The 13,434-nt window shown below is 60.5% G+C and carries 8 protein-coding genes; 6 read left to right on the top strand and 2 right to left on the bottom strand.

Annotated elements, in window-relative coordinates; translation table 11 throughout:
• Positions 1-102: 102 nt before the first annotated feature.
• Complete coding sequence (locus GGD67_RS04445; protein ID WP_179731086.1) at positions 103-1,176, top strand: glycosyltransferase family 2 protein; 1,074 nt, start codon at positions 103-105, stop codon at positions 1,174-1,176.
• Between the two features lie 21 nt (positions 1,177-1,197).
• Positions 1,198-2,025: a right-handed parallel beta-helix repeat-containing protein gene (locus GGD67_RS04440; protein ID WP_179731084.1), complete on the top strand. Its 828-nt coding sequence runs from the start codon at positions 1,198-1,200 to the stop codon at positions 2,023-2,025.
• Between the two features lie 26 nt (positions 2,026-2,051).
• Here GGD67_RS04440 and GGD67_RS04435 read toward each other — a convergent pair whose 3' ends face one another.
• Positions 2,052-3,014, bottom strand: a complete 963-nt coding sequence (locus tag GGD67_RS04435) for a class I SAM-dependent methyltransferase (RefSeq protein WP_038948887.1) — start codon at positions 3,012-3,014, stop codon at positions 2,052-2,054.
• Positions 3,015-3,716: 702 nt separating this feature from the next.
• On the opposite strand from GGD67_RS04435, the gene GGD67_RS04430 reads away from it, so the two are divergent.
• The 4 genes from GGD67_RS04430 to GGD67_RS04415 all read left to right on the top strand — a co-directional run bounded on the left by GGD67_RS04430 (position 3,717) and on the right by GGD67_RS04415 (position 11,051).
• On the top strand, positions 3,717-6,251 hold the full coding sequence (locus GGD67_RS04430) for an Ig-like domain-containing protein (protein ID WP_246784218.1): 2,535 nt from the start codon (positions 3,717-3,719) through the stop codon (positions 6,249-6,251).
• A 270-nt stretch (positions 6,252-6,521) separates the two neighbouring features.
• On the top strand, positions 6,522-8,279 hold the full coding sequence (locus tag GGD67_RS04425) for a type I secretion system permease/ATPase (protein ID WP_179731453.1): 1,758 nt from the start codon (positions 6,522-6,524) through the stop codon (positions 8,277-8,279).
• A complete protein-coding gene (locus GGD67_RS04420; protein ID WP_179731082.1) occupies positions 8,276-9,592 on the top strand; it encodes an HlyD family type I secretion periplasmic adaptor subunit in 1,317 nt (438 codons plus the stop codon). The genes GGD67_RS04425 and GGD67_RS04420 overlap by 4 nt, the downstream gene beginning before the upstream one ends.
• An 844-nt stretch (positions 9,593-10,436) precedes the next feature.
• Positions 10,437-11,051, top strand: a complete 615-nt coding sequence (locus GGD67_RS04415; RefSeq protein WP_179731080.1) for a transglutaminase-like cysteine peptidase — start codon at positions 10,437-10,439, stop codon at positions 11,049-11,051.
• 144 nt (positions 11,052-11,195) lie between these two features.
• Here the strand turns inward: GGD67_RS04415 and GGD67_RS04410 are convergent, their stop codons facing one another.
• Complete coding sequence (locus tag GGD67_RS04410; RefSeq protein WP_210286304.1) at positions 11,196-13,280, bottom strand: Calx-beta domain-containing protein; 2,085 nt, start codon at positions 13,278-13,280, stop codon at positions 11,196-11,198.
• Positions 13,281-13,434: the final 154 nt, after the last annotated feature.

Genomic DNA, 13,434 nt, shown 5'->3' with positions numbered 1-13,434 from the left:
GGCTATTAATCGCATATTAAACAAAATAAATGTGATTGCAATATCCGTCATTTAAATATAGGGAATGTAGATAATTTATTAAATCGTGCAGCGAAAGTTCCCATGGCGACCGCTTTGAAGGTTGGCGAAACCGATGCTTCGTATGGGCTGGCGGAGAGCCTCGTTTCCGAGGTCGCGGTGCTCATCGTCGGTTACCGGAACTCGGAGGACGTCGTTGATTGCCTGTTGGCATTGTCGCGTGCGACCACGTCGCCCACTTTCGACATCTTCATTTGCGAGAATGGCGGTCGTGATGCCTATCACCACCTTGTAAGCGCCCTGATCAGCGAAGAAGGGCCCTGCCGGCGGGGCCAATCGTTTGGAATCGCCCTAGATGACAACACCAGCCGGTTTACGAACGTTCAGCGCCTGTCTCTGCGCGGAAGATCGTCAAATGTCTGGGTGGGGTGCGCCTACGACAATTTGGGCTATGCCGGCGGGATTAACGCGTGGTTGCGTCCCCTCTCTGCGATACCCACCTGGTGCGCCATCTGGATCCTGAATCCCGATACTCAGCCGACCGAATCTGCCTTGGCGGCGCTGCACGAACGGGCACAATCCGGCCGAAAGGCGATGGTGGGCAGCACCATTCTGGACAGCCTCGACGCAGATCACGTGAGATTTCGCGGCGGGCTTTCCTGGCAGAGGCTGGCGGCGAGAGACGTTGCCATAGGCCTGGGAGAGCTTATTGACATGTCCTGCAACATCGCCGCCGTTGAAGACGCGATGGATAGCCCTTCGGGGGCATCGATGTACGTGACCCGTTGGTGCATCGAGCGGATCGGCCTCATGGATGAAAGCTATTTTCTGTTTTACGAGGACATGGATTGGGGGCTTCGCGCAAGGCACTTGGGGCTCGGTTATGCGGCCGATTCGATCGTCATTCACAAGCGAGGTACGACGACGGGATCGGGCAGAGCTTCGGTGCTCTCCGTCTATCTCCAGCACCGCAATTGCGTTCGCTTCGTGCGACGGCATTTTCCGTGGTCGCTGCCTCTGAGAGTTGCGGTTTCGCTCATGTACGCATTCAGGTTCTTGCTGCAGGGCGCGCCAAGCAACAGTCGCGCAGCGGTCGAAGGACTTGTCGCGGGACTGAAGGGTGAGATGGGCCAGCCGAAGGAGCGGATGGCCCAATAGCGAAGCCGGGGGCGCCTCCAGATGCGGCAGCCGATCCTTGTTCAGGCGCTTCTATTGCTTGCGGTAGCGAGCCTCGAAGCCGGTGGAGTTGCTGCACGCGCGGCCGAGCGCGACAGGTCCGAGTGGCCCAACGAAACGAATACGGGAGTGCGGCCGGACGCGAAGCTGACGCCGTCTGGCGACGTCGTGGCGGATCAGGCCGGCGCGACCTTCTCAGGCCTCGACATTGCAGGCCGCGTCTACATCAAGGCGCCGAACGTGACGTTGACGGACTCCCGAGTGACTTCCGCGTCGTTTTACATCGTGAGAATCGAGCCGGGTGTAACGGGCACGGTGATCCGGAATTGCGAGATCAACGGCGTCGGCTCCGGCAACGATGGTTCGTACGGCATCGTTGGCCAGGGTACGTTTGTCGGAAACAACATCTATAATGTCGAGAACGGAATTGGGGTGTCCGGGTCCGATACGCTCATCCAGGATAACTACATTCACGATCTCCTTGCGTCCGGTTCTCCGCATTACGATGGCATCTCGATCGATGGCGGCAATTCCAACGTGGTCATCAGGCACAACACGGTCATCAATGCGCACACGCAGACCTCGGCGGTCATGATCGACAATTATTTCGGACCGATCTCGAATATTGAAGTCGACGGCAACCTGCTGATAGGCGGCGGTTACACGGTCTACAGCTCGGCGCAATTCAATGGCGGGGCGGTCGACGGGGTTTCTTTTACGAACAACCGGATGGGCAGAGGCAAGTGGGGCTATAGCTCGATTGTGAAGAACGTCCCGGTCTGGCGAGAAAATGTCGATGACGCGACAGGCCGCCGTGCCGGCCCGAGGTAATCAGTGCCTGGCTTCGGGCCTCCTGCCTATGCCACCCGCCGGAACCAGAACGAACCGGGCTGGCGCGAGGGTTCGCGCATCAGAACCGGACATGCGTCGTTCAGCCTGTCTCTGTGGGAACGGGCGAGCCAATTGACCGCGCCAATGATCTCGAAATGCGGGTTGAAGCTCAGGAACGCCTCGAGTAGATACTGTTCATTCCACAGCCAGCGGTCGCGAAGTATCCATTGAGCGGGATAGTCGTGCGGCGTGAAGACGTCGTGGACATGGATGATCACATTGGGGCGAAGCAGGCCGAGCACGTGCAGGTATTCGTGCAGCACGTCACCCTGCGGCCGGATCATGTGGGATGAGTCGATAAAGAGAATGTCATTCTCGTCCAGCGTCTCGAACAGGCTGTCGGGACAGCACTCGACCTTTTTTCTCAAAACCGTCACGCCAGTCGATTCGAGCCACGGCTGCTCAAACGGCTCAATGCAGATCTGCTCACAATGATATCGTGGATCGTCCTTCCTGTTCGCCGCTATCGCGAGGCGGGCCATGAGGGTCGAATTTCCACTGCCGACCTCGATGATGCGTTTGGGTCGGAAGTAACGGATCATATTATAAAGAAATTCGGCATCTCCAGGCTCGAAGGAGCCGTTGTGGTAGCCAAATTCGCCCGGGCCTTTTTGATGGACCGGAATTGCGAGTAGTTCGTCCCGGTAGTTGAATTGCGCGATCAGAGCGAGCTGTGCCGCTTCGTTCAGGTTCAGTCCGGCTATTTGCCTCGGCAGATCGAGATCGCGCTTCAGGTCTGCCGGAAAAACGATGGGCTCGTAGTAGTGATGCCGCACGATGGCGAACTGAAATCTGTCGCAGACAGACCTCGACAAGGGGGCTCGATCACGAAGGCGACTCACGAGGATTGCAAGCGGAGCAAAAAGCAGGATGAACGGCGCCAAAACCAGATCAAGTATTCTGTAAACAGACTTCCGGAAATAGTGCATGGATCACTTCCGATCTGAACGAAGAAAACGAGGGCAATCAGCGGTCCGATAACGCTCCATCTCGATGCACGAGAATATTGTGGCCCATTGGCATTCCACCGTCCAGACCACGGCCATCCCTCCAGTTCGTCCGGGCCGTAAAAACACGGGGCCGCCTGGGCTCTTTGCCTGCCGGAAAGGGCATCTTCAGCGTAGCTTTGGCAACAACGCAGCGAGCCTGGCGTGAGCGGCGGTCGATTGCGGGATAACTCCGCGCGCGATTCAACATCAGGCCCTCCAAGCGGCTCCTTCGAACGCCACATCTCTCGTGAGGTGTGGCCAGGAGCGTCTTGCCAGTAATCCTTTGCTGAAGGCAGGGATTATATATCGCCAATTAAATTGGAAAATGCCGAGCGCCCCGTGCTGGTGGATGAGCACGACCCTCTCTGCCGGCGCTGACGAAGATTGAAGTGAAAAAGTTCGCGGTGTGCTCTTGTGGCAACGCGCGAACACTCGCAATCTGGTGCAGCTTATATGGCGGAGTTGCTTCGGTTTTTTTTAATCCCGCTGAATTAAGTCGAGCGTTGGACCCAAAAAATGACCCTAGTCGCGCCGCCGTCTTGTCCCAAAAAAGCCCCCGCCGATGGAGCATGACACGGCCCGTGGCGCGCCTTTGGGGATGATGCGCCCACGTTCGATTTAACTGCGAAGGAGAAATTTATCTTGGCAACGACGACTGCGTGGCCTGATGCTACGAACACTGGAGTGTCGGCGGGCGTGACCCTCACTCCTTACTACGGGGATCTCGTAATCAACACAGCGGGCGCCGTGATCAGCGGCCTCGACATCCATGGATCGGTCTTCATCAACGCTCCGAACGTCACGTTGGAGAACTGCAAGGTTACGACCGACGCGTTCTACGCCGTGAGGGTTGCGACGGGTGTGACCGGGGCGGTGATCCAGCACAATGAGATCAATGGCGTCGGCTCGGGCAACGACGGCGACTATGGAATCATGGGTCAAGGGACGTTCATCGCCAACAACATCTACAACGTCGAGAACGGGATCGGAGTGGATGGAGGGAATACCCTCATCAAGGACAACTATATCCACGATATGATCGCGTCGGGATCTCCGCACTACGACGGTATCTCGATCGACGGGAATAACTCCAACATCACGATCAGCCATAACACGGTCATCAATGACCATACCCAAACGGCTGCGATCATGATCGACAACTACTTCGGGCCCGTCTCGGACGTCACTGTCGACAACAACCTGCTGTACGGTGGTGGCTACAACATCTACAGCTCGGCCCAGTTCAACGGCGGATCGGTCACGGGAGTGGTCGTCACGAACAATCATATGGGCGGGGGTTATTGGGGCCCGACGGCATTCACCGGCAACTCCCCGGTTTACACCGGCAACGTCGATGACAGCGGGACTCTTGTCGCGACGCTCAACACGTCTGCGAACAGCGGCTCGGGCTCAACAGCCCCGTCTGCCCCGACTGTACCATCCGCTCCCGTCATCGCGTCGTTCTCGACCGATAGCGGCACCGCTGGCGACAAGATCACCAACGACAACACCATCGAGCTCAAGGGGTCCGCTGCTGCCGGCAGCACGGTCAAGTTCTACGATGGTACGACCCAGATTGGTTCGACGACCGCGGATTCGAGCGGCAATTGGGACTACATCACGAAGGTCCTGACTGACGCCAAGCACACGCTGACCGCAACGGCGACTACCACATCGGGTCAGACCAGCGCGGCGTCGTCTGCGTTGGCAATCACCGTCGACACCAAAGCGCCGACCGCGCCGACCATGGCCAGCCATACGGTGAACAGTGCCAATCAGGTGGTGTTGTCGGGCACGGCGGAAGCGAGCAGCGTCGTCAAGGTATTCGACGGCACGACCCAGATCGGGACCGTCACGGCCGACAGCAGTGGCGCGTGGGGCTACACCAGCGCTGCCCTAGCAGCCGGTTCGCACAGCCTCACCGCCAAGGCAACGGACGCGGCAGGCAACACCGGCACGGCGTCCACCGCGTTCGCGGCGAGCATCAGCACCTCGGCCCCGACGTCACCGTCGTCGCCGACCGCGCCCACGTCGCCGACTGCCGGTACGGTCGTCGAGTCGGCCGGCTCGACAACTCTCGTTGAGAGCAGCGGCAAATTTTACCTCAACGGCAGCACCGGATCGGGCCCCACGCTGAAGGATGACGGTGTGGCGTTTGTGAAGGGGTCGGATGGCACCTGGGCACCGATTGGTGCGGAAAAGACTGCGACGGGCTATGAGGTTGTCTGGAAGGAGGCCAGCACCGGTCAGTACACGGCGTGGAACACCGACAACAACGGCAACTACGTTTCCCATGTCGACAGCCTGACCGGGTCAACGTGGGGGGGCTCCGTGTCGGGTACGGACTCCGGCCTGAAATCGCTGGAGGCCACCTTCCATCAGGATCTGAACGGTGACGGTCAGATCGGTACTTCCACAGCAACCGCACCGACGTCGCCAGCGCAGACAACTGGCAAGGTCGTCGAGTCGGCTGGTGTGACAAGTCTCGTTGAGAGTGGCGGCAAATTCTACCTCAACGGCAGCAGCGGAACGGGCCCTTCGCTGAAGGATGGCGGTGCCGATTTCGTGAGCGGGTCAGATGGCACCTGGGCTCCCATCGCCGCGGAGAAGACGGCGACGGGCTATCAGGTTGCCTGGAAGGAGGCGAGCACCGGTCAATACACGGCGTGGAACACCGACAACGACGGCAACTACGTCTCCCATGTCAGCACCCTGACCGGCTCCACCTCGGGCGGCTCGGTGTCGGGTACGGACTCTGGCCTCAAGTCGCTTGAGACAAGCTTCCATCAGGATCTCAACGGCGATGGGCAGGTCGGTACTTCGAGCCTGGCTACGTCGTCCACGAGCACCACGCAGACCATTGCTACTTCGAGCCCAACGACCAGCAACACACAGACGAGCACTTCAGGCAATGACGTGTTCGTTGGCACCAGCAAGGCCGACACTTTCTCGTTTGCCGCGAATTTCGGCAACGATGTCATCAAGGGCTTCGTTGCCAGCGGACCTGCTCACGACACGATCGAGTTTAGTAAGAGCGTGTTCGACAGTTTTGCCAGTGTTCTCTCCCACGCGACCCAATCAGGCGGCGACGTCGTCATCGCGACGGGGGACGACACGCTCACGCTGAAGAACATGAAGGTCGGTTCGTTGACCAGCCAGGACTTCCACTTCGCGTAAGGTGTGAGCATCCACACCGAGTAGTACTCAACAACTGCCTTGGGGATCTCTTGGGGGATCTTCCGTCAAAGGCATGGTTCAAGGGCGACTACCATGATTGACTTTGGACGGCGGGGGGGATTCCCCCCGCCCGCGAATCTCATTCGGATTCCACTTCTTCACATATCAGAGCTCTGGGCGTCCGGACGACAGTGGGCGGATGACGCCGAACTGCGGCCCACGCGACTGATCGGCTTGGCGAGGCGGCCGGTCGAGGCCCTGCGGCAACGGATGTTCGCTGGTCGGTCCGGACCGGCGGAGCCCTATGAGGAACCGCAGTCGGAGATGTCGGCTTTCCTGCGGTCTTGTCGCCGTATTTTCTGGGCTCTCGCGGCCTTCAGCGGAATGAGCAATCTCCTCATGCTCACCGGCTCGTTTTTCATGCTGCAAGTCTACGACCGCGTGCTGCCCGGACGCAGCATACCGACGCTGGTCGCCTTGATGGTTCTGGCCACGGTCCTCTACGTGTTTCAGGGGGGGCTCGACTTCGTCAGAAGCAGGATCAGCGCGCGGGTCGGGCGGTATTTGGATGAAAGGCTCGGCGTTCGCATATTCGACGCGCTTGTTCGTCTGCCTTTGAAGACCAGGGCCGATGGCGACGGCCTGCAGCCGGTGCGGGATCTGGATCAGGTCCGCAGCTTTCTGTCGAGCGGCGGGCCGACTGCGCTCTTCGATCTACCCTGGATGCCGATCTATCTCGGCGTTTGCTTCCTCTTTCACTTCTGGATTGGCGTCACTGCGCTGGCCGGCGCGTTGGTGTTGATCGGCATTACCATGCTCACGGAAACCCGGACGCGCGGGCCGGCAAAGGCGTCCTCGCGTCTCGCAGTCTCGCGAGCGGCACTGGCGCTCGAGGGACGGCGAAATGCCGAGGTTCTGCAGGCCATGGGCATGCGGCAGCAGGCGGCGTTGCGTTGGCGGGATGTCAACGCGAAGTACCTCGCGGCCCATGAGCGGGCCAGCGACGTCGCTAACGGGCTCGGAGGCGTCTCCAAGCTCTTTCGAGCGATCTTGCAATCGCTGGTTCTCGCCGTCGGCGCAGTCCTCGTCATCAACCAGGAATCGACGGCCGGGATCATCATTGCCGGATCAATCCTCACGGCGCGGGCGTTGGCGCCTGTCGAAATGGCCATTGCGAACTGGAAAGGGTTTGTTGCTGCGCGGCAATCGGGGGGGCGGCTCGATGCTTTGCTGAAACTTCTGCCCGGCGAGGAGGAGCGGCTGGCATTGCCTCCTCCTGTTGAAACTCTCACCGTCGAGCATCTCTATATCGGCGCTCCGAACTCGGAGCAGCCCACCGTCAATGACGTGTCGTTCCAGTTGCGGTGCGGGCAGGCGGTTGGAATCATTGGTCCGAGCGGATCCGGCAAATCGACGCTGGCACGTGCGCTGGTTGGGGTATGGCCGGGCATTCGAGGCCGGATACGGCTGGACAACGCCGCACTCGATCACTGGTCTTCTGACGCCCTCGGCAAGCACATCGGGTACCTGCCTCAGGACGTGGAGTTGTTCGACGGCAGCATCGCGATGAATATTGCGCGTTTCGATCCGCAGGCGACCGCCGCCGCTGTTCTGGAGGCCGCGCATGCCGCGGGCGCGCACGATCTCATCCTTTCGTTTCCGGATGGCTACGGCACGAAGATCGGCGAGGGAGGATTAGCACTGTCGGCGGGGCAGCGGCAGCGCATTGGGCTCGCTCGCGCCTTCTACGGCAAGCCATTCCTGGTGGTGCTCGATGAGCCCTCGTCCAATCTCGACGCCGAGGGCGAGGAGGCGCTGACCGAGGCGATCCTGAACGTGCGCCGTCGCGGCGGGATCGTCGTCGTGGTTGCCCATCGTCCGAAGGCGCTTGAAGGCGTCGATCATGTCTTGTGCCTCGGGGAAGGCAGGGTTCAGTCCTTCGGCAAGAGGGAGGAGGTCCTCAAGAAGGTCTTGCGAAATCCCGTGCCGCTCAAGGTGGTCGCGGAAGCTCAAGGAGGCAACCGATGAACGGCCAGGTGGTGGCGCCGGCATTGCAATCCATCCAGCGTTATATGATCGTCGGTATGATCATGTTCGGTCTGGTGACATTTGGGATCGGCGGTTGGGCGACAACGAGCCAATTGTCGGGCGCGGTGATCGCCCAGGGCGTGGTCGTGGTGGATTCGAGCGTCAAGAAGGTTCAGCACTCCACGGGTGGGATCGTGGGTGAGTTGCGCGTGCGCCAGGGCGATCGGGTCAATGCAGGCGACGTTTTGATCCGCCTCGACGAGACTCAGACGCTCGCCAATGCGACGATCGTCACGAACAGCATCGATGAGCTGCTCGCGCGCCAGTCTCGTCTCGAGGCCGAGCGCGATGGTGCCGAGCAGGTCGTGTTTCCCAAGGTGTTGCTCGACCGAGCCAAGGAGAACAACTCCGAGGCGAGCCGTGCAATCGCTGCGGAGCGGAAGCTGTTCGACCTCCGCCGTCAGGCAAGGAGCGGCCAAAAAGCGCAGTTGCAGGAGAGAAGCGCGCAGCTGGAGAACGAGATCAAGGGCTATACGGGGCAGACCGAGGCCAAGCAGAAGGAAGTCGAGTTCATCCGCCAGGAGCTCGAGGGCGTGCGCAGCCTCTGGCAGAAGAATCTGGTGCCGATCACGCGGCTCAATTCCCTCGAGCGCGACTCCGCACGCATCGAAGGCGAGCGCAGCCAGTTGGCCGGCATGATTGCGCAATCGAAAGGCAAGATCTCCGAAATCGGCCTCCAGAGCATTCAGATCGACCAGGACCTGCGGACGGAAGTCGGCAAGGACCTCATCGAAACGCGCTCAAAACTCTCCGAACTGGGCGAGCGCAAGACTGCGGCGGTCGATCAACTGCATCGGATCGATATCAGGGCGCCACAATCCGGCCGCGTCCACGAGCTCAGCGTCCACACGGTCGGCGGCATCATCTCACCCGGCGAGCAAATCATGCTGATCGTGCCTGACGCGGATTCGCTTGCCGTCGAGGTCAAGATCGCACCGAAGGATATCGACCAGGTCTATGTGGGGCAGACAGCGACGATGCGCTTCGCAGCGTTCAACCAGAAGACCACGCCCGAGATCGACGGCGAAGTGAGCATGGTCTCGGCAGACATCACGCAGGATCAGCGTGCCGGCACGAGTTACTACACCGGTCGCATCCTGTTGAAGCCGGAGGAGCTGGCGAAGCTCGGTTCGGCCAAGCTGCTGCCAGGAATGCCGGTCGAGGTCTTCATCAAGACAGCTGGTCGGACCGCGCTGTCCTATCTGCTCAAGCCGCTGCACGATCAGGCGGAGCGTGCATTCAAGGAGCGCTGAGGCGTCGCGGAAGCAAGCAGCGCTCGACCGCATGCATTCGGCGCCGGCGCCCTATCCCTGGTCGCCGGCGTTGCGACCTGCCCCTGAAAGCGCGGCTGGGCGGCCGGACGCATCGGCGGCGGGCGTGCCCGGCCGACGAAAGCGCATCACGGGCCGGGACGGAGTCTGCGGTCTGATTTGAAAGCCCCGCCGCTGCGTTCTGGTGATGTCAGGCCGCCGCAGGATATTTAGCGCAGCGAACGTGGTGAAGTCACCCCACCGCCTGATCAACCTCAGTAAATCGCGCGGCTTTCGACGCATCGACCGTGACGGATGCCTGTTGCCCGTGGGCGAGACCAAGGATCGCTCGAACGAACGTCCGCTCAGTACGTCCATTCGCCTGGCGTACAGTGTCATCGCGGTCACGAAGGCAAGGATTATAGCTTCGGCCCCCAGAATGACGAGCAACTCATCTGGCATATGCAATCCTGTCCGGGAAAGTCCATTTTGAAGACTTGCCTCAGTGAATAATTAAATCAACAGATTTATTGTAATTTGACGTTGAGCTTTTGCTGCAGCTCCGTATCCGCGAGACGCACGTGCGCGCTTCATGAGCCTTTCGATCGGACGACCCAGCCGATCAGGACTTCTCGCCCCACTCGTGCTTCCCCATTCTTCCTGGGGCACGAACCGCGGATACCTGCTGCGACCTTCCCATGTCTATTTAATTGCTATTAAAGCATTGAACGTCTATTTAAATTGAAATAGGATTAAATAATATAATCGACGCGTTTCCCACGACGGGGCGGCCGCGCTGTGCGGTGAGGATCCTGGCCTTGTTCGGCGTTCGCAGGGGGATCGGCAGATGCAACCAACCTCGGGACCGATCATTGCGACAGCCTTGGCAGTCATGATCGGGAGCGTTCAGTGGGCGGGCGCGGCATTGTTGACCGCGCCAGGGGCTTCGCAAGCGGCCCTTGCGCATATCGAGCAGGGACGCCCGACCCTTCCGCCCCTCACTTATACGGTGTTTTGTCTGCGCTATCAGGCCGAGTGTCGCCCGCGGCGCTCATTCCGCGGCGGGCCGACCCGGCTGACGAAGGAACGGTGGGCGGAGCTGAAAGCAGTCAATCGCACCGTGAACCGCGCCATTGCTCCGCAGCCTAATGAACTCGGCCTTGCAGGTGAGGAGTGGATCGTTAACCCCGATCGTGGTGATTGCAACGACTACGCAGTGAGCAAGCGTCACGAACTGCTGCAACGCGGCTGGCCCGCGCGGGTCCTGCTATTGAGCGAAGTAGTCACCAGCTCTGGGGACCATCACCTTGTGCTGGTGGTGCGCGCCAGTAGCGGCGACCTGATCCTCGATAACCTCGTGCCCGAGATTAAGCTCTGGTCGCGGGTGCCGTATCGTTGGGTCCGCATGCAGATGCCGAGCGACAGCCGACTGTGGACGACGATTGGCCGTCCGGGAGCATGACTCCTGTCATGTGGCCGGAATCATGCGGAACTGCACCGGCGGGACGACTGTCTCAAAGCATGCAAGTGCGGTGAGGGCATCGGCTCTGGCGTGCCCCACTGACCTATACAAGTCTCACAAGTGGGGCTCCCGGCGCACTCGTCGTCATGACGCCGCGAGGCCCACGTTGCCGGCGGCCGAGGGGTCCACCCAACGCCGGATCGTGCCGTCATATATATCGGCACCATAGAGCCAGCCGTCGGGCCCCTTCTGCATGTCCACAATGCCTTGCACGTTGTCCACCAACTGGACGCTTGCGACCTGCCGGTTCGCATCGAGCGTCGCGGCGAAGATCGTTCCATTGTAGACGTCGTCGAAGAACATCGTGTTCTGATTGTAGAAATCTCCCGCGGTGATCACGTGGAAGTTGTCCGGTGCCCCGTGGCTCAGAGGCAGGATCGGGAACACGGCAGGCGGGTCGGACAAATTGTTGCGGTTGCCATTGTTGTAAAAGGTGATCGCCTGCGAGAGGTTCTGGTAGCTGGCGGTTTTGTTCGGACCTTCAAAGTAGGGCCATCCGAAATTCGAGCCCGCGGGCCCCGTATTGAGCTCTTCCCAGTTGTTCCAGCCCACGTCTCCGAGCACAGGCAGATTCGTGACGGGATCGAAGCTGAAGCGGTACGCGTTGCGGACGCCGTAGTAGAACACTTTCGACTGATTGCTGTTTGGATCGCCGGCCTGATAATACGGATTGCCCGGCGCTCCCTCGCCCGTGACAGGATCGATGCGCAAGAGCTTGCCCGAGAGGTTATGGATGTCCTGGACCCGCACTGCGCGGGGATCGACGAAGTTGTACGATGTGCCATCCCCGACCGTCATGTAGAGGTACCCGTCGGGGCCGAAATGAACGGCGCCGATCGAATGCGAATCGCTGTCGGTCGCAAGATAGTCGCGGATGTTCTGGTTCTGGATGCCGGCTCTGTCGGGATCGTTGTCCTGCGCTCCTGTCTCGATCTGGCTGGCGGGAGCCGTGATCGTGGTGCCGTTGACGATCCCGGAAGGAACGATGCTGGGATCACCGCCGCTGTTCGCGTCGGGACGGCTGGTATAGGCCCAGGTGCTGTTCTTGCCGACCAGCACCACTTCGCTGGCCGGATCGGCGATCATCGTGCTGGAGTCGACAGTGACCCTCACCAGACGACAAGGTCGGTTGCCGCCCTGATCGGCGGCCGCAAGGCCGCTCTGGCCCGCCGTCTCGGGCGGATCGTAGGTGTAGAGCAGGTAGACATAGTGGTTGGTTGCGAAATTCGGGTTCACCGCGATCCCCAGCAGCCCGCGATCACCGAAATCATTGATCTCGCTCGAAAGGTCGATGAGCGGAGTCGATCGCAATGTGCCGTTGTCCACCACCCGCACCACGCCGTCCTTCTGCGCGACCAACATGTAGCGGCCGTCGGGAGTCCAGTCCATCGCCGCAGGCTGGTTCAGCCCCGAGACGGCCGTCTCGCCCACGAGATTGCCGAGAGCGGGGTTGTCGTTGTCCAGGATCTTCACGGTCGTTGTCGCCTGAGCGCCAAGCGTGGCGCCCGTCGGATTGCTCAAGGTGATGGTGAAGGTCTCGTCGTTCTCCGGCGTCGCATCATTGATGATCGGCACCGAGATGGTCTGGCTCACCTGGCCGGCAGCAAAGGTCACCGTGCCGGATGTGGTCGTGTAGTCGGATCCTGCAAGTGCGCTGCCGCTGCTCGTCGTGAAGCCGGCCGTGGCTGCCTGACTGACGTTGCCGCTGCGGAGCAGCGTGATCGTCGCCGTCGGGCTGCTCTCCGCGACACTTACCACGACGTCCGCCATAGCGATCGAGGCGGGTGAGTCGTCGTCGACGATGGTTACGAGCACAGTGCGTGGAGCCCCGAGGGAGCCGGAGCCGGGATTTTGAAGGCCGATGGCGAACGTTTCGTTGCCTTCGATCAGTTGATCGTTGACGATCGGGATGGTGAAGCTCTTCGTGCTCTCGCCCGGTGCGAAGACGATCTGGCCGGTGTTCGCCCGACCGTTGAAGGTGGGCTGGATGAAGTCCGATCCTGCCGTTGCGCTTCCGCCGGTACCGATTTCGTTCGTCGTGTACTCGACGGTGTTTTGCGACGAGAGGTCGCCGGAGCGTGTGACGGTGACGGTGGCCGTGCCGGCCGCTTCACTGGCATAGATCGTCGACGTGTTGAGGAGCGCGATGATGTTGGACGGGGCGAACACGACGTCGCGGAAGTAGTTTGCATTCTGATAGACGTTGGTCGGGAAGACGCCCTCGGTGTAGTCGAAGACGCCGGCGCCGACCGGCGCGTTCAGGCCGCCATTGCTGATGCCGGACGCGAAGCCCTGCGTGGTGGAGACGTAGTAGCTGTTGATA

The sequence above is a fragment of the Bradyrhizobium sp. IAR9 genome, from assembly GCF_013408065.1.
In the GTDB taxonomy this organism is placed as follows: domain Bacteria; phylum Pseudomonadota; class Alphaproteobacteria; order Rhizobiales; family Xanthobacteraceae; genus Bradyrhizobium.
This window is presented reverse-complemented; position numbering and strand designations above follow the sequence as displayed.